14 protein-coding genes are annotated in these 16,340 nt (G+C 52.3%); 1 reads left to right on the top strand and 13 read right to left on the bottom strand.

The window, feature by feature from the left end; all coding sequences use genetic code 11:
• The 13 genes from LJE94_11965 to LJE94_11905 form a co-directional block, all read right to left on the bottom strand.
• Positions 1-719 (bottom strand): amidohydrolase family protein (locus LJE94_11965; protein MCG6910825.1); only part of this gene is annotated, 719 nt, incomplete at its 3' end.
• A gap of 230 nt (positions 720-949) precedes the next feature.
• Positions 950-1,822 carry an NAD(P)-binding domain-containing protein gene (locus LJE94_11960; protein ID MCG6910824.1) on the bottom strand — a complete coding sequence of 291 codons (873 nt, stop codon included), beginning with the start codon at positions 1,820-1,822 and terminating at the stop codon, positions 950-952.
• Between the two features lie 82 nt (positions 1,823-1,904).
• Entirely contained in the window at positions 1,905-2,960 is a 1,056-nt protein-coding gene (locus LJE94_11955; protein ID MCG6910823.1) for a beta-lactamase family protein, read from the bottom strand.
• Positions 2,961-3,369: 409 nt separating this feature from the next.
• Positions 3,370-4,530 carry a UxaA family hydrolase gene (locus tag LJE94_11950; GenBank protein MCG6910822.1) on the bottom strand — a complete coding sequence of 387 codons (1,161 nt, stop codon included), beginning with the start codon at positions 4,528-4,530 and terminating at the stop codon, positions 3,370-3,372.
• Between the two features lie 6 nt (positions 4,531-4,536).
• A complete protein-coding gene (locus tag LJE94_11945) occupies positions 4,537-4,803 on the bottom strand; it encodes a UxaA family hydrolase (protein ID MCG6910821.1) in 267 nt (88 codons plus the stop codon).
• A gap of 33 nt (positions 4,804-4,836) precedes the next feature.
• Positions 4,837-6,075 carry a lactate racemase domain-containing protein gene (locus LJE94_11940; protein ID MCG6910820.1) on the bottom strand — a complete coding sequence of 413 codons (1,239 nt, stop codon included), beginning with the start codon at positions 6,073-6,075 and terminating at the stop codon, positions 4,837-4,839.
• A gap of 32 nt (positions 6,076-6,107) precedes the next feature.
• Positions 6,108-7,757, bottom strand: a complete 1,650-nt coding sequence (locus tag LJE94_11935) for a dihydroxy-acid dehydratase (protein MCG6910819.1) — start codon at positions 7,755-7,757, stop codon at positions 6,108-6,110.
• A 30-nt stretch (positions 7,758-7,787) separates the two neighbouring features.
• Positions 7,788-8,405 (bottom strand): indolepyruvate oxidoreductase subunit beta, encoded by a 618-nt coding sequence (locus LJE94_11930; protein ID MCG6910818.1) that lies wholly within the window; start codon positions 8,403-8,405, stop codon positions 7,788-7,790.
• Between the two features lies 1 nt (position 8,406).
• Positions 8,407-10,350 carry an indolepyruvate ferredoxin oxidoreductase subunit alpha gene (locus tag LJE94_11925; protein ID MCG6910817.1) on the bottom strand — a complete coding sequence of 648 codons (1,944 nt, stop codon included), beginning with the start codon at positions 10,348-10,350 and terminating at the stop codon, positions 8,407-8,409.
• Positions 10,351-10,431: 81 nt separating this feature from the next.
• Positions 10,432-11,544, bottom strand: coding sequence for a Coenzyme F420 hydrogenase/dehydrogenase, beta subunit C-terminal domain (locus LJE94_11920; protein ID MCG6910816.1), 1,113 nt, complete (start codon positions 11,542-11,544; stop codon positions 10,432-10,434).
• Positions 11,545-11,735: 191 nt separating this feature from the next.
• On the bottom strand, positions 11,736-13,118 hold the full coding sequence (locus LJE94_11915) for a TRAP transporter large permease subunit (GenBank protein ID MCG6910815.1): 1,383 nt from the start codon (positions 13,116-13,118) through the stop codon (positions 11,736-11,738).
• A gap of 5 nt (positions 13,119-13,123) precedes the next feature.
• Positions 13,124-13,669, bottom strand: a complete 546-nt coding sequence (locus tag LJE94_11910; GenBank protein MCG6910814.1) for a TRAP transporter small permease subunit — start codon at positions 13,667-13,669, stop codon at positions 13,124-13,126.
• A gap of 89 nt (positions 13,670-13,758) precedes the next feature.
• Positions 13,759-14,835 carry a TRAP transporter substrate-binding protein gene (locus LJE94_11905; protein MCG6910813.1) on the bottom strand — a complete coding sequence of 359 codons (1,077 nt, stop codon included), beginning with the start codon at positions 14,833-14,835 and terminating at the stop codon, positions 13,759-13,761.
• Positions 14,836-15,224: 389 nt separating this feature from the next.
• On the opposite strand from LJE94_11905, the gene LJE94_11900 reads away from it, so the two are divergent.
• Positions 15,225-15,836, top strand: a complete 612-nt coding sequence (locus tag LJE94_11900; protein MCG6910812.1) for an XRE family transcriptional regulator — start codon at positions 15,225-15,227, stop codon at positions 15,834-15,836.
• Positions 15,837-16,340 lie beyond the last annotated feature (504 nt).

The raw sequence follows: 16,340 nt of genomic DNA, 5'->3' as shown, positions 1-16,340 counted from the left end.
TAGATACGGGTCGCCTCCCATGGAAAGAGATGGAGCATTTCATGAAAGGATGAAATATCAAGATATACGTTGGGATGACGGTAGATCATGGCCCAGGCGTCCATGTACCAGGGGAATCCCCAATGGCCCAGCACGATTTTCAGGCGTTTAAACCGGGTTGCCAGCGCCTCGACCTGCATGGGCTGAGCGAGGCGCACATCTTTTCCCGGCAGGGTTCTTTGGGCACATGAATGGGTCCAGACAATAATACCCAGTTCCTGGCACTTCTCCCAGAAAGGGAACCAGTCGGGATTGCTGAAATCCAGGCCCTGCAGTTCGGGATGAAGCTTGACCCCACGACAGCCCATCAACTCAACTGCACTGACCAGCTTGTCAATGGCCACCTGACCCTGGGCCGGGTCGATGCCGATAAAGGGGACGAAGCGATCCGGATACCTCTCCGTCAAGCGCTGAATATCCAAAGCAGTGACCATCTCCACGCCGAACGCTGTTGACAGATCCATTCCAACGATCACTCCCTTGTCAATCCCAAACCGGTCCATCTCTTCGATGATATCTGACTCGCTGCGGTGGGTAAACGCCGCTGCCAGTGTGCTTCTCAGGCCCTCCTGCGCCGGGTTTTCCGGGTTGTCGGCAAACAGGCGATCGACGGCAGCGTCTACACCCGGCACGATACTGGCCTCTTTGCACAATGGATGCGTATGAAAATCGATGATCATGATTCAATTCTCCGAAATTATTTTCATCCTTGACAGGGATATCGTTTAGAAGCCCCGATTTCACAAAGGCCAATCCCAGAGGGTCCGACTGTATTCAATCGGGTTGTTATGCCAGGCACTCCGATCCACTTTTTTAGCGGTTTTTGCGATACCCGGGTTCTTCTCTGTCGTTCTCTGCTCGAATATCAGATCCCGGTTTCCGGACGTTCATATTCAACCCATCGATATCCTTACAAGAGCGCCAAAGCCTCCCGGACCATTGCCATGCGGACACCGGGTGTCGCGCCGCCAATATGCGGCGTAATAATCACATTGGGAAGGGTCGCGAGATCCGCAAACAAGTTGGGTTCGTTTTCCACAACATCCAAAGCCGCCCCCTTGATCCGTTCCTCCCGCAATGCTGCGGTCAGAGCTTCATCATCCACCAGACCGCCGCGACCGGTATTGATCAGATAGGCATCCGGCTTCATTTTTCTAAGAGCTGTTTGGTCAATAATATGGTGTGTTTCCTTCGCATATGGGAGTTGAACGATGAGCACGTCGGATTCCGTTAAAAGCTCATCAAAGGACCGGTACGTCGCCAGGTCATCGACATCCTGCCTTGGGTTCCGGTTGTGATAGAGGATATGCATATCAAATGCACGGGCTCTGCGTGCAATTTCATATCCGACATTCCCCATTCCCAGGATGCCCAGTGTTTTCTCGAATAGCTCCGTGCCGGATATGTCACTCGGGTTTTTTATCCATTTACCGTTCCTCACGTACTGATCTCCCTGCAGTATACTGCGCATCAAACTGATCATTAACCCGATTGCAAGTTCAGCAGTCGCACGGGCTGGTGTATGTGGGGTGTTTAAGACCCGGATGTTTTTCGCGCGGCAATAATCGAGATCGATATGATTGAGGCCGGCGCCGATGGATACGATTTTCCGTAAAGCAGGCAATTGACTGAGACGCGCTTTCGAAAAGTCGTCCATCGCAGTCACCAGAGCGATCTCAACGGTCTCGTGAACAGTCTCATCATCTTTGATGAACTCAAATTTCCCCTTTAACGGAGAAAGCATTGCGTCCGGTAATAAGGCGCTGATCAATAGTTTTTCCATCTTTTCCTCCTGGCTTAACAAAACAACCGGATTCCTCTGAGTCGATGATAGAATTCCGGATCGGAGCCTCAGTATTCCCGTATTAACGGCCATTCAGTGGAAACAGTCCCGCAACCGGGCGCAGGTAGCGGGCCATATACATTTCCGGAATGGTTGAAAAATACGCAATCACCAGATCTCGTCCGGGGGAGACATAGAGTCCCTGCCCCATAAAACCGGACTTGAACATGTCACCATCTTCCCAAACGGCGTCCCATTGTCGCGAATTGGATATCATTGTCTCGTCATCGAGATAATCTCGGAAAACGGGCCCATCAAAGCCACGCATAAAGAAACCCCTCGACCGCCTGGGTGTGCGAATGCGGGATAGAATCGATTCTGAAACAATCTGTTTGTTTGCTGTGTTATGCCAGCTTGGGGTATACAGCATCCCGAAACGGGCCAGATTTCTCAGGCAGCCCGAGGTCACCCCGTGCGCCAGCGCGATCCCATCCGGGGTCAGGTGCTGCAGAAACGGGCCTTCCGCACCGACATGATCCCAAACCCGTTGCGCGAAGAACTCGGTCCATTTGCAGTTGGTCACCGATTCGGCCAGCAGCACCAGCATCTGTGTGGTGGGCGAACTGTATTCGAACTTGTGCCCGGGAGAATCCACCTGCCGAACATTTTTAAGGACATCAGGCAAGCGCTCCACCTTGTCGCCATACGGTTCGGAGAATTCTGCCATAAAAGCGCGGATGGCGTTGGATGAAGGATCGGCACGCGTCTCGTCGTTTTCCTCGCAGTCCATTCCCGTCGTCATGTCCATCGCGTCGGCGATCCTCACCCCCGCCCAGTCTGTACCAGCAAATTCAGGCATATAGGTACCGAACGGCTGGCTGTCGTCGATGATGCCATCTTCGATCAGAAGCTCGATCACCAGTCCTGCGGTCGGCTTGGCGCATGAGGCCCACATGTGCATGTCGTGGGGACGCAGATCGGGATAGGCTTCCGCAACGATCCGGCCGGCATGAACGGCAATATAGCCACGCGCCCCTGATCCGGGGTGCTGCAGGAAATCTGATAAGGGCAGCGGCTCCAGATGCGTTTCCGCCCTCACATTCCAGATCTCCGCCCTGGGCGCCTTTTCCAGCGGCATAACGGAACCTCCCTGAATAACGGCAGTCGGCATGCATTGCGAGATATGGGTGCACCACCAGTGGGCCACCGCGCTCCGATTTAGCAGTTCTGAGATCGACACCCTGGCACGCATCTCATATTCTTCTGCTGCACTGTATCGTTTAGTCATATTTTTCGTTTCCAAATTGCTCGCCCTAAAAATGGTCTAAAAAAGCCGGGCTGCCGGTCTTGCTTGTGAATCGCCTGGTGGCAAGGAGGTCATTTTAAGATTATTACTGACACCTCTCGCCGGGACTCATCTTTTCCGAAAATACTGCGATCAACCCGTATACTGCATCCTGGCATTCGGCAGTACCGCCACCTCATCTACAGGTTTTCCTATCTCAATCTGGTTCCAGCTAACAAAAAACAACCGTTCGAGTATTTTCCTAAAAGGCTGAATGCTGCGTATACAGGCACATAATGCCATTCTGGTGATTGATTTCCGCCTTTGTCAAACCACCATTGATTGTATCTGAAAGTTTCTGAACAAGGCCGGCCCCAACATCTTCAAGGCTATGGCCTTCCAGGATAACACCGGCATTGACATCAATATCATCTTCAAGCCTTTGAAATGCCTGGGTCGTACTGATCACTTTGATCACCGGTACAATGGGAAACCCAATGGGATTACCACGGCCGGTAGTAAAAACTATCACCTGGGCGCCTGCAGCAGCCATACCTGTCAGGGAATCCGTATCGTATCCAGGACCATCCATAATTACCACACCCTTTTCAGTCGGCTGCTGACCATAAGACACCACTTCAACGATATCTCTTGTGCCTGCCTTTACGATACATCCTAATGCTTTTTCCCTGATGTTGGTCATGCCGCCGTCCATATTCCCGGGGGAAATTAGCACTTTAGAAACTGGACCCAGGATCCGTTCACACTTTTCCCATTGCCGGGAAACAAGTGATTTAATCCTTTCTGCAACTTCCGGATTTTTAGCCCGCTTTGCAAGAATATGGCTGGTCCCGATCATCTCTGTTGTTTCAGTCAGGATTACGGAAGCCCCCAAGTCTACCATCTGGTCAGCCATCCGCCCGACTGCCGGATTGGCTGTCACACCGGAAAAGGCGTCTGAACCGCCGCATTCAAGCCCAACCGTCAATTCGCTGAAAGGTACCTGGGCTGGTTCGGTTGAGTCAATTTCATTTAACATCTCCCGGACAAAGGCCACACCTTTGGCAGTTGATTTTACAGATCCACCTTCTTTCTGGATCACAATTTTCCGGGCCGGTCTGCCGGCATCCAAAGCAGCCGCCTCAAGTTCATCTGCCTTCAGGACCTCACACCCGAGACTGACAATCAACAGCGCCCCGACATTGGGATGAGAACAGAGGTTGGTCAAGGTATTGCGGTGAATTTCGTGATCTTCCCCGGCCCTGCCGCATCCGACACTGTGATAAAGCGGCACAGCTTCCGGCACCTTTCCGGCGATGGCCATGGCTACGCCATTTGCACATGATACCGTCGGAAGAATTGCCACATGATTTCTGACGCCAGGTGCCCCTTTTTTTCGCAGATATCCTGAAAAAGTATTCATTTTCACTTAGTCCCCGATGCTTTCCATATTATGGGAGTGAATCCATTCTCCCTGCATCAATTGAGTAGATGCTTTTCCGATAACTTCCCCATATTTAATAATTTCTTCACCTTCGGACAAATCCTCAAGAAGTATTTTATGACTGAAAGGAATATCTGTTTTTGTCACCAGGGTACGCCCCTCTTTCAGAACGGCAGTTCCCCCTTTCGCGATATCAGTCAAGGCGATGGCCACATTATCTTTTTCGTCGACAATGATTGCATTGGGCTTCAAAATATATCTCCTAAATCTAATGTGTTATCCATTTTACAAAATACCGCAATGGTCAAAATACTGCATGGTGGCGTTTGGAATCACCGCGCATTGGGTTCCCGAATCATGCTCCCTGCACAGGAGGGAAAGGGTTTGCTCCCAGTTCTCCGTGTATGCCACTTGGTCCGGATTGGCAGCCCAGTCCATGGTCGTGCAATCCCAGTAGGGATTCTGCACGATCACCCTGATGGAATCCGGCAGCGCCACAACAGGATATTGCCTTCCTCCGTAATTGCTTCCCCATCGACCCACTAAAGAATGAGGGACCTGACCTTCAGGAGAATTGGCAATGATAACGATCGAGCCGGAGAGATCTTTCAGGGAAAGCATTCCCAGCAGTATGGAGATGAGCATTTCGTTTGGTTTGGCAAAAGCGTTGGTGATGGCCACCTGCTTGTTTTCAGGCACAGGATCCGTGGCATAGGAGACCTTGGCCCTCTCTACGCCTTTATCGTGCGCTGCTTCAAAATCGCCTGCAAACACGCCGGTCGTGGCGCCGCGGCTATTGAAAATCACGTTGACAATAAAGTCCAGTCCGGCAATACGTCCCGCTTCCCGGATATTTTTCCGCAAGATGTTATCCTCCCATTTGCCATGCCCGGTGGTTTCTTTGGCCTGGGCCTCGACTTTAAGATGGTGGTGGGCGATGGCGTCAATATGAGCTACTCCCGGAAGGAAAAGTTTGCCGCCCCCGCTGAATCCGTTCTGAGGATGCGCCGTGATGCAACCAATGGTAATTTTGATGTCCGCCTGGGCGACTTCGCGATTGATGAGCACCGGAGTCCCGTAACTAGTGGTTCCCATCTCGACGCAGTTTTCATAGCAGTTATGATTGAAAGCCCGGAATTTACGGAGAATCTCAATCCCGAGTTTTTTTCTGAATTCATGCTGGGTGAGGGCGCCGTGTGTGCCGAGGCCACAAACGAATGTAATGTCCTCATCCCTTATGCCCCCGGCCCGCAGTTCTTCGATGACCGTGGGTACCAGCTCGTAGGTGCGTGTGGGCCGGGTCATGTCATCAAAAACGATAACCGCGGTTTTTTTGCCCATGGCCATTTCGCTAAGTCGTGGAGAGCCAATAGGATTGCGGATTGCCTGAGCCATCTGTTCTACGGACAGCGGGGAACGATCGGCACCGCGCATGGGGCAGTATTGAACGTCCCAGTCCTCAGGCATATCAATTTCCAGGGTGGTGTTCCCGTACCAGCAAAGTTCCGGCAGGCTGATTCTCATATCATCTCTCCATTTACTAGTTGACACCTTGTCTATGGTTTTTCCAGAACAGCACCTTTTGCCGCTGATGTTACTGTCGACACATATCGCTGCATGTAGCCATCTACGGGGGCGTGCGGACTCGGCTTCCTGGAGGCTAAGCGTTCCTTCAAAGCCTCGTCCGAAAGTTCCACTGCAATGGCGCGACTGGGAATATCGATGCGAATAATATCCCCGTCATCCAAGGCTGCAATGGGCCCCCCGTCTGCAGCTTCTGGGCTGACATGTCCGACACAGGGGCCGCTGGTGGCTCCGCTGAATCTCCCATCCGTGATCAGGGCAACCCTTTGCAACCCCAGGAGCTTGAGCCCAATTGTCACTGCGAGGGTTTCCGGCATGCCAGGGCCGCCTTTTGGACCTTCATTACGGATTACCACAACTTCGCCCTCCTGGATTGTTTTGTTTCTGATAGCCTCGAGGCACGCGTGCTCAGACTCGAAAATTCTGGCGGGACCTGAGAATTTATACATATTCGGGTCCACGGCGGATTGCTTCACCACAGACCCTTCAGGTGCAAGGTTACCGAACAGCGCCACTAATCCTCCTTCAGGATAATGGCAATTGCTGCGCTCGGGAATCACGTTTTCATCCGTTATTTGGGCATTGGCCACAACGTCTTGCAAGGTGCCTCCAAACGTGTTGCCACAATTAAGATCCAAGTCTTCAGCAATCCGTTTCAATACTCCCGGCACCCCTCCTGACCGATAAAGGTCGAGGACTCCGTATGGCCCGTTGGGGGCTATAGCACACAGGGTGGGTACCTTTTTGGCAGCCACGTTAAATTCCTCGAGCGTTAACTCCAGGCCGAGCTCCCGAGCAATGGCGGGAAGATGAAGCGCGGTATTTGTGGAGCCGCCCACTGCCTGTACAAGGAGCAGGGCGTTTATCAGGGATTCTTTGGTCATAATTTGCCTGGCAGTCAGGCCTTCCTGAACATTTTTCACGATTTGGCGGCCACAGGCCCTGGCGACTCGAGCCTTATCCGCCGTATAACCAGGTATATTTGCGGAACCTGGCAAGGTCATGCCAAGGGCCTCCGCTATGCACTGAAAGGTGTTGGCTGTACCAATAATCTCGCAGGCGCCACAGGAGCCACTGGTGAGGCAGCCCATCTGATCAGCAGGGTCCGAATGATCAGGGAAGTTAACAGAGCTGCAAGACGTTTTCCTTTGACGCAGAACCATCTCACTGGGTCCTCCGGTTAAAAATACCGTGGGCAGGTCCAGACGAGCGGCAGCCATGAGCATACCTGGAATAATCTTGTCACAGGAGGCAATCATGACCATGCCGTCAAATCGCATGCTGCGAACATGAATTTCCACCATGTCGGCAATGAGATCCCGTTGGGGCAGAATAAATTTCATCCCGGGATGCCCTTCAGAGATGCCGTCACAAGGGGCGGGAACATTGAATTCAAAGGGTATTCCGCCTGCTGCGAACACACCCTCACGGACGCGCATGGCCAGATTAGCCAAGTGGGCATGGCCAGGGTTGATTTCCGTATGGGAATTAACGATGGCAATAATAGGTTTCACCTTAGCCTCTTCCAGGTCGGCGCCCGTGCCCTGAAAAACGCCCATGCGAACATCGCTTATGGGAAAATCGCTTCCATCGAAAATATCTTTGCTAACGGGTTTTTTCATTATATTTTCCTCACATTCTGCTATGCCAATTCAGACCAGCAAACCTGTTCCCAAATCAAAGGCATCGAGGTTTTTGGCAACCTTCGCCCCGGACATGGTTCTTTCCAGCACCACTTTAAACCCCTCCCGGTTCAATGGCAGAATCCCGGTTGCAGCCAGGGCGCCTATCATGATGATATTGGCGTATATGGGCGCTCCAAGGTTCATGGCATGTTTAGTGGCTTCGATGATCCAGGCCTTCCCCGAGAACTTTTGCAGCCATTGCTCCAGTTGTTCCTGTTCCGGATAGCCACACTCCCCGGAAATACACTCCATGGGATAAATCGGGCGGCTGTTAGCGATCACGAGTGTTTCTGGATTGCCGTACTTTCCCAATGCCTGAAGCGCCTCCATGGCCTCGAGGGCTACGATTGCATGGGCTCGCCGCATCGGGATTTGGGGAGAACGGGCAGGACCGCTCCCTATCCGGAGGTGGCTCATGACCGATCCGCCGCGCTGGGAGGCGCCAAAGGTTTCGCCCACGGTCACGTTGAGTTCATTGTCAATGAGCATGGAACCGAGGATCTTGGATGCGAGAACGTTTCCCTGCCCTCCCACTCCCGTAATGATTAGATTCGTGGGGTCGTGTTTCAACACAGCCGTTCCCATATTAAGCCACCTCCTTTCGTGTAATGGCGCCGCTTGGACAAATGGAGGCACACACCCCGCAACCCGCGCAAAGCACTTCATCCACAAGGGCTTTGCCGGCGGAAGCGTCCCAGATTAAAGCCGGGCATTTGAAAACACGGGTGCACAAACGGTTGCAGCCACAGGCTTCGCCCAGACAAATGCTTTGGTCCACGGCAACTTCATACATTTTTTTTAACTTTTTCTCGGGGCTCAACGCGCACATTTGACGGAGGATTAGCACTCGCACGCCCGAGTCCTGTTCCAGCAGGTCCAGAAGGGTGTCTGTCGTTCCCTTTACGTCGAAGGGATCGCTTATGGTGACGCTGGCCCCTATGGCGCGGCAGACTTTTGCAACGTCCACGGGGGTGGCTTGTTTTCCCATGGCGTCGTATGTCAGGCCCGGATGTGGTTGAAACCCGGTCATGCCAGTTCCGCTGTTGTCCAACACCACCATCACCAGCTTTGCGTTGTGGTGCACTGCGTTGATCAATGCCGGCACAGCGGCGTGAAAAAATGTGCTGTCCCCGCATGCAGCTAACACGGGGCGGTCAAGGCCAAATTGGCCTAATTGACCGAATCCGCTTGCAAGGCCAATTCCAGAGCCCATCGCGTGCACAGATTTGAGCGTTCCGAAGCCCGCCGGGGATATTCCCATGGTGTAGCAACCAATATCACCACACATGAACCCGTAACGTCCATCCAGTTCGAGGGCGTTGTGCAGGGACCAGAACGACGCACGATGGGGGCACCCGGCGCAAAAAGTCAGAGAACGGGCAACAACCGACTGTCCAACCACTTGTTCAAGTTCCTCCGAATACTTGGCCAGAGAGGCATCCGGTTCAATGTCAAGGATTTTTGCAAGACCGCCCATAACCACATCGGGGTTCAGTTCGCCGGTTGAAGGCAGGGATCCGTCCTTTTTTCCATAAAACGTCTTATGTCCCAGTGCCGCCCCCATCTCCGCGGCCAGGGTCTTTACGTTGTCTTCCAGGAAAGGAAGCAGCTCCTCCACAATGAACACCTTGTCAGTTGTGGATAGATGCTTGGTAACCAGTTTGGGCGGAAGGGGATAGGTGCAGCCCAATTTCAGGATACCCACCCGGTCTCCTGCATTTAAGAGGTCTACAGCCTCTGTGCAGTACAACCATGCAGAGGAACTGGTCACTATGAGCAATTCGGGATTGTCGGGCCCGGTATACGTGTTATACGGGGAATCCTCGAAAATTTCAGCGGCCTTCCGCATTTTACCCTGCTGGCGTCCATGCATAAAGTTGAGAGTTACCGGCAACGCGCCTATGGGGCCTTCCATCTGTCCGATGGGCGGACCCTCCACATTGAGATGCGCTCGTTCTTTCTTTTCCGGAAGATTTCCCAGCCCAACGCGACCGCTAGCGTGAGACAGCCGAGTGACACTGCGTACCATAACTAGATTGCGGATTTCTTCAGAAAGTTCGAAAGCCCAGCGCATCATATCCTTGGCCTCCTGAAAATCGCCGGGTTCGAGAAGTGGGAACTCCATCATTTTGGCATAGTGCCGGGAATCCCCTTCATTCGTGCTGGAAAGACCTCCGGGATCCTCGCAGCTGGCCAGGACCATTCCGCCTCGGGTACCGTAAAGCACCAGATGTAAAAGGAAATCCGCCGCCACGTTAACGCCCACCTGTTTCATGACAGCCAACGATCTAAGTTCGGCAAAGGAGCCCGAAGCCGCCACTTCCAATGCCACTTTTTCGTTGGTGGAAAATTCTACGTAAAGATCACTGTCCTTAGCCGCTTTGGCCAGGTTTTCTATGATTTCCGAGGACGGGGTTCCTGGATATCCGGCTGCCACCGAAACACCGGCTTCCAAAGCGCCTCGGGCAAGCGCCTCATTGCCTTGCATCAGCCGGACATCTCCGGCCTTTCCATCACGTACTGTTTGCATATCGCCTCCTGATGGTTTACATTTCGAAATCATGCCCGGTGAACCGTCTTCACCGTGTAGCGAAGTCATGCCACCTGTAAATCAGGCTAGTAGTCGATCGAGTACTTCCTGCGGCACCTTCATGGCCGGGCGAGCGCCATTTTCCCCCTCTTGCAAAAGGCCTCTTCGATTCGCGTTGCGGAAGGACCGCTCCTTTTTGGCCAGAGCCGCCTTGGCCAGCTCCTGCAGGCGGTCTCCCGGAAACGCCTCGGTTTCAATCCATCCGTTTGAAACCGCGCCTTCAACAAGCTCTGCGCCAGCTTCCGAACGAACGATCAACGTATTCCATCCCGGGCGCCCCTCGTACATGCCAACGGACACGTCGGCCCATTCGGAAGTCATGTCCGGGCAGATAAAGCAGGACAGGGGTATGAGAGGCCGAATCTCTTCAAGAGGGAACTGATGTTCGGTATCGTGCGTTTTAACCACCATTACGGCTGCAGGCGGGGGCGGAATGTCCATTCCTGTAATGGAGTCGAGATCCAGGTGGTTGGCCAGATACGCGGCAAGCTGCTTGTGCTCCAAAGCCCAATTGCAGAAAAGACCGATGGTCAGCGCCACCGGGTCCTCAAAATCTTCAATCCCCAGAGGATTTTGCTTCATTTGGGCGACCGCCGTCATCTGGCAGGGCGTACCGACAACGCCCAAACGCCGCATGCCCTGCCGGACAGCCTGGTTCATGACGGACAATGTGGGCGCGGCTGTGAATCGCGAAGATCCGCATCGCGCCACCTTGTCGGGGTCGGTTACGATTTGGGGGACAGGTCGCATCCCGTCCGCCCCTGTTAAAATGGCCGCATCGATTAGCTTGCTTTCAAGCGCGTAGGTTGCGAGCGCGGAAACCGTTCCGCCGCCCTGAAAAGGCCCGGCCACTTTACCGGTCGCCCGGGCAGCCAGGATGCTGCGATAATGTCCCAGAGGCGTCCCCTCGTACTTCTCGCCGTATAACGCCGAGGAAAGTTCCTCCAGGTCTACTTCGGTCTTGGGGCAATGGGCATGGCATCTACCCTGTTCCAGGGAGCACGCGAAAAGCCGTGCCGTGTGCCCGCGATGATTTCGAAAATATGGACAAAGCTCCACGCAGGCCCCACACCCGATGCAGTAGCCGGCCTGCTGGACATCCCTCGCTAATTCGTTCGATCCGTATACATTCATGCCATGTCCTCTGTCGTGTCTGGAAGATTCTCCTTGAAGCGGCATTTTTTGGCTGTCGACCGGAGGCTTTTACAAGCTGCCTGGCGCTTCAAAGAGAGGTGTTGTTGTCCGTATACAGGCGCAGGATGTATACCTGTTTGAATGAATATCGCCTGCGTTGATTTACGAGTTATTTTCAATCTGCCTCACGCCTATCCATATACCACAATGGGCAACCATATTGACAGCTTGGGAAACAGAAACAGCAGCACTATGGCGATCAGTTGGAAAATGACGAACGGTATAACCCCTCTATAGATTTTCAGGAGGTCAATGTCCTGGTTTACCCCCTGAATAAAGAAGATTGCTGGCCCCATGGGTGGTGTCAGAAAAGATGTCTGCAGGGTCATGGCCACCAGTATGGCGAACCAGACCAGCGCAGCGTTGTCCAGGACTCCCCCACCGTCAATACCGAGTGGGAGTTTGCTCACTACAGGCGCCAATAGAGGCAGAATGATCAAAGTAATTTCGATCCAGTCCAGAAAAAAGCCTAAAAGAAAAACCACAAAGAGAACTATAAGAATAATTCCATGAGGGCCCAGCGGAAGACTGGTAAGGAGGTGTTCAATGACGTCATCGCCTCCAAGGAGGCGCACAACCATGGCAAACAAGGTGGCGCCGACCCAAATGCCGAAAATGAAGCCAATGACCCTGAAGGTTCCCTCCGTCACTTCTTTAATGACCTTGACGGTTAGCTTCCGCTGGTAAAAGGCAAGGATGGTGGCGCCGAAGGCCCCCACGCCGCTTGCTTCCGTAGGAGAGGCAACCCCTGCAAAGATGCTTCCAAGAACAAGAACAATCAGTGTGGCCGTGGGTAGGATGTTTTTCAAGACATCAACAACCACCTTCCACGTGACTGGCTGGACATCTTCCGGGAGAGGCAGGTCGTTCGGCCTGAAGAGCCCGAAAATCACCACATAACCGATATACAGGCAGCCAAGGAGAATACCGGGAATCATGGCACCCATAAAAAGGTCGCCTACCGATACGGAAAGTTGGTCCGCCATGATCACCAGCATGATGGACGGCGGGATTAAAATTCCTAGAGTTCCAGAGGCCGCGACTGTTCCCGATGCCAGCGATTTTGAGTACCCTTGATGCATCATGGCAGGCAAAGATAGCAGGGCAAGCAAAACCACCGATGCACCAATGATGCCCGTGGAGGCTGCCAGGATGATGCCGATCAGGATCACGGTAACCGCTAAACCGCCGCGCACCCGGCCGAAAAGTTTTTGCATGGACTGCATCATGTCTTCGGCGGTGCCGGAACGGTCCAGCATAAGGCCCATGAATACGAACATGGGAATCGCCACGAGAACCCAATTGCTCACGATATTAAACATTCGGTCAGCCGCGAGCCCCAACATGTTGAAATTCAGCCCGGTCCATGTACCAAAGTACAGGTCGCAAAACCAGCCGACCAATGTGAACAAAATCGCCACACCGCCCAGTACAAAAGCGATAGGTGCCCCCGTGAAAAGGAGGCATATAAAAGTGAGAAACATGAGCAGTACAAGGATTTCATTGACTCCCATGTGTATCACCTCACTTTCCTATCCATAATCACGGCTGCAGAACGGATCATTCGGCTGATCCCCGCTGAACCGTACAATGCCATGCTGAATGGAATGACTGCTTTGATTGCCCATCGGTAAGACATCCCCATTGGGGAGGGCGAACTTTCCCCTATCCGAAAGGCCATCTCGACCATTTTAGCTCCATGGATAGACATAACCACGCACATGGGCAGCAAGAGAATCGAAATGGACAATAAGTCAACCCACGCCTTGGTCCGGGGGCTCATTTTGCGGAAGAACAAATCCAGTCTGACATGGGCGTCCTTGACAACGGCATAGGCAACCGCGATAAACGCCGCCGTGCCGTACAGATGCCATTGGAGTTCCTCCATGGCCGTAGACGTCCAGCCTATGGTGTACCGCAGAATGACCTGAGCCAGAATGACCACAACAAGCACCACATTCAGCCAGGCGGCTGCACTGGATACCCAAACAACAAAGCGGTCTATCCATTGGCTGATCCTCGGGCCCTCTGATAACGTACTCCCTTGACTTTCTTGTTGCGCCATGGCGTTTCTCCTAATCCGGCAAACTCAAAAATATGACCGCCCATTCGGTGATTTGCCCGGAACGAGCGGTCAGATTTGTCATGCCCTTCTTAGTCCGAGGCTCCGGTTTCACGAGGAAGGTAGGCAAATTTCTTCCAAATGGAGTAATTGTCACGGAAGGAAGAAAGATCATCCCACACCTTTTTGAAGAAAGCGTCTTTGGCACACTGTTCCGCCACAACTTCATCCCAGGCGCCACGAAAAGCCTGGAGCATTTCGTTCGACCAATACAGGTTGGTGACACCGTGCTTTTCAGCATTCAGCCTCAGTGCGGAAGCCTGGGTAGCCTCGCCTTTTGCCAAAACCCAAAGCATGGATGCCTTGGAGGCGGTTTCTATGATGGTGCGTTGGGATTCAGTAAGCCGCTTTTCCCAGACATCCTTGTTAATCAGGACCTCCGTCGTTGTGCTGGGCTGATGCCAGCCTGGATAGTAGTTGAATTTTGCTACCTTGTTCAGACCAATGGCCTGATCTAAGGAAGGGAAGGCGAATTCAGCCGCGTCCAGCAGCCCTTTGTCCATAGCAGAAAAAATTTCAGCAGGAGGGAATGAAGACACACTGGCGCCCAGCTTTTGTAAGACCAGCCCTCCCAGGCCTAAATACCGGACCTTGAGCCCTTTCAACTGATCGGGAGAGTCGATCTTTTTGCGAAACCAGCCCGAGCTTTCCGGCGGCGTCAGGCCGAACGGAATCACTTTTACATTGTATCCGGCTTCATCGTACATCTCCTGGTACAGCTTCAACCCGTTTCCTGCAAGCATCCATGCCACGAGTTCGGGGGCTTCCGGACCGAATGGGCCTCCCGCAAATAGGGACGCAGCGGCCATCTTGCCGGCCCACATCTGGGAAATCGCCATTCCAGCCTGAATTCGACCTTGAGAAACACTGTCAAGGATGGCATTCGAAGGGACGATCTTGCCGGGGTCAAAAAGTTTGAATTCAACTTCGCCGTTGCTCATGGTCTGCACCAAATTGGCTAACCGCATCTCCCCCTCTCCTGCCAGCGGCAGGTTGGTGGGATACAGGACCTGCGTCCTTAAAAGAACCTTGCCTGCCAACGCTATAGTTGGCGCCGCGATAAGCACCAAAGCCAAAGACGCCAATACCGACATTCTGAAAATACGCATGTAAAACCTCCTGATGATATGGATTGTGCAAGTGTGGTGACATGCCACGTTGTAATTGCCGGGAAAAATGCCGCTTGAAGCTAGGATCGAGGAAGGCCGGGAGCGGCAGTATACCGAAACTCCTATATTCTTTTAGGAAACATAAATATACTATTAGAATAACCTTGTCAAGTAATTTTATACAATGGTACTCTGCTCGAGATTTTCAAAACATTCTGAAATTATATTTATATTATATTCATATGCTTGTATGATATTTAGGGTCGACTTTTGCCCAGAGAAATCTGCGTATTTTTGTTTAACAGGCCTTTTCTGTTTACAGGAATTCTGATTCATGATAATAAACCTTTGTCAACTTAAATGAAACTTTGAAAGGAAAAATTCCTAATATGTACGATGACAAATTTATTGATGAAAGCCAGATGGGTATGCGAATCCGGAAGTTGCGCATGGAACGCAAGATGACTCAGCAGGATCTTGCAACAGCCATTGGCATGACTAAAAGCTATATTTCCAAAATGGAAAAATCCCACACAGCACCACCGGTTTCAACCTTGAACAGGGTCGCCCATGCGTTGGGGATTGCTGTAAATGATCTTTTTACAAACGAACCCACAGAGGAAATCTACACGCTTATAAAAAATAACCAACGCCTCACCTTTGCCTCGGACCACAAAAAATTCGGCTACAGCTACATCCCCCTCGCCCCCCATTATCCTAACAGAATGATGGATCCTTACATCATTAGGGCGGAAAAAGGAAAACGCCTACGAAGCGAAAATTTTTTTCATGATGGGGAAGAAATTCTTTTCATCATGAAGGGGGCCTTGACTATGCGGATCGGCGATCATGTCGTCGATATGGAGGAGGGAGACTGTCTGTATTTTGATTCCAAATACCCTCATTATGCTGAAACAAAGGGTGAAGTAGAGGTTGTCGCCATCAATATTCTATGCTCTGGCAAAACGCCTAATGTCGGTGACGATGAGGGGAGTGAGTAGTCAACCTTCTCGTTGACTTGTCATGAAAATGGACCATGTATTTCCTGTGTAATAACGTTGATTATTTAAAGAGCCAAAGCAGAAATGGATTCAGTACGGCATACAGCCATGACGTTGGTACGTCCACGCGTTGCGGTTATCGGGGCCGGTGCAATTGGATGTGTGACTGCGGGTTTCCCTTCCCATGAGGGGCATGACGTGGAAATTGTTTGCAAACACAAAAACACAGTGGGCCGATGTTCTCTACACACACGCTGCGAATTTTATCGTGGGCGATCTATATGGGCTGAAAAAAGAAGTTGTTCGGCATGTGGCGTGACATTTGACGCCGCAGGTGCGGTGAACCCGGCAACGCGGGAGGCTTTAATTAATTGAGCCATCGGAGTGTTTTCCCGTCATCCCCGCGCAGGCGGGGATCCAGGGCATATGGCTAATCGCTCTCTTGATCCCCGCCTGCACAGGGATGACAAGGGTTTTAAGCTAAAACTCCCCGATCCTTGAATT

Source organism: Deltaproteobacteria bacterium, from assembly GCA_022340465.1.
GTDB lineage: Bacteria > Desulfobacterota > Desulfobacteria > Desulfobacterales > B30-G6 > JAJDNW01.
The sequence above is the reverse complement of the archived record's forward strand: the minus strand, read 5'-3'. Positions and strand labels throughout refer to the sequence as shown.

Bases quoted from the DNA above. Each gene is read 5' to 3' on its own strand.
- LJE94_11900 (MCG6910812.1), top strand. From the start codon at position 15,225: ATGTACGATGACAAATTTATTGATGAAAGCCAGATGGGTATGCGAATC.
- LJE94_11920 (MCG6910816.1), bottom strand. From the start codon at position 11,544: ATGAATGTATACGGATCGAACGAATTAGCGAGGGATGTCCAGCAGGCC.
- LJE94_11950 (MCG6910822.1), bottom strand. From the start codon at position 4,530: ATGAATACTTTTTCAGGATATCTGCGAAAAAAAGGGGCACCTGGCGTC.
- LJE94_11960 (MCG6910824.1), bottom strand. From the start codon at position 1,822: ATGGAAAAACTATTGATCAGCGCCTTATTACCGGACGCAATGCTTTCT.
- LJE94_11905 (MCG6910813.1), bottom strand. From the start codon at position 14,835: ATGCGTATTTTCAGAATGTCGGTATTGGCGTCTTTGGCTTTGGTGCTT.
- LJE94_11940 (MCG6910820.1), bottom strand. From the start codon at position 6,075: ATGAGAATCAGCCTGCCGGAACTTTGCTGGTACGGGAACACCACCCTG.
- LJE94_11910 (MCG6910814.1), bottom strand. From the start codon at position 13,669: ATGGCGCAACAAGAAAGTCAAGGGAGTACGTTATCAGAGGGCCCGAGG.
- LJE94_11915 (MCG6910815.1), bottom strand. From the start codon at position 13,118: ATGGGAGTCAATGAAATCCTTGTACTGCTCATGTTTCTCACTTTTATA.
- LJE94_11930 (MCG6910818.1), bottom strand. From the start codon at position 8,405: ATGGGAACGGCTGTGTTGAAACACGACCCCACGAATCTAATCATTACG.
- LJE94_11935 (MCG6910819.1), bottom strand. From the start codon at position 7,757: ATGAAAAAACCCGTTAGCAAAGATATTTTCGATGGAAGCGATTTTCCC.
- LJE94_11925 (MCG6910817.1), bottom strand. From the start codon at position 10,350: ATGCAAACAGTACGTGATGGAAAGGCCGGAGATGTCCGGCTGATGCAA.
- LJE94_11955 (MCG6910823.1), bottom strand. From the start codon at position 2,960: ATGCCGCTGGAAAAGGCGCCCAGGGCGGAGATCTGGAATGTGAGGGCG.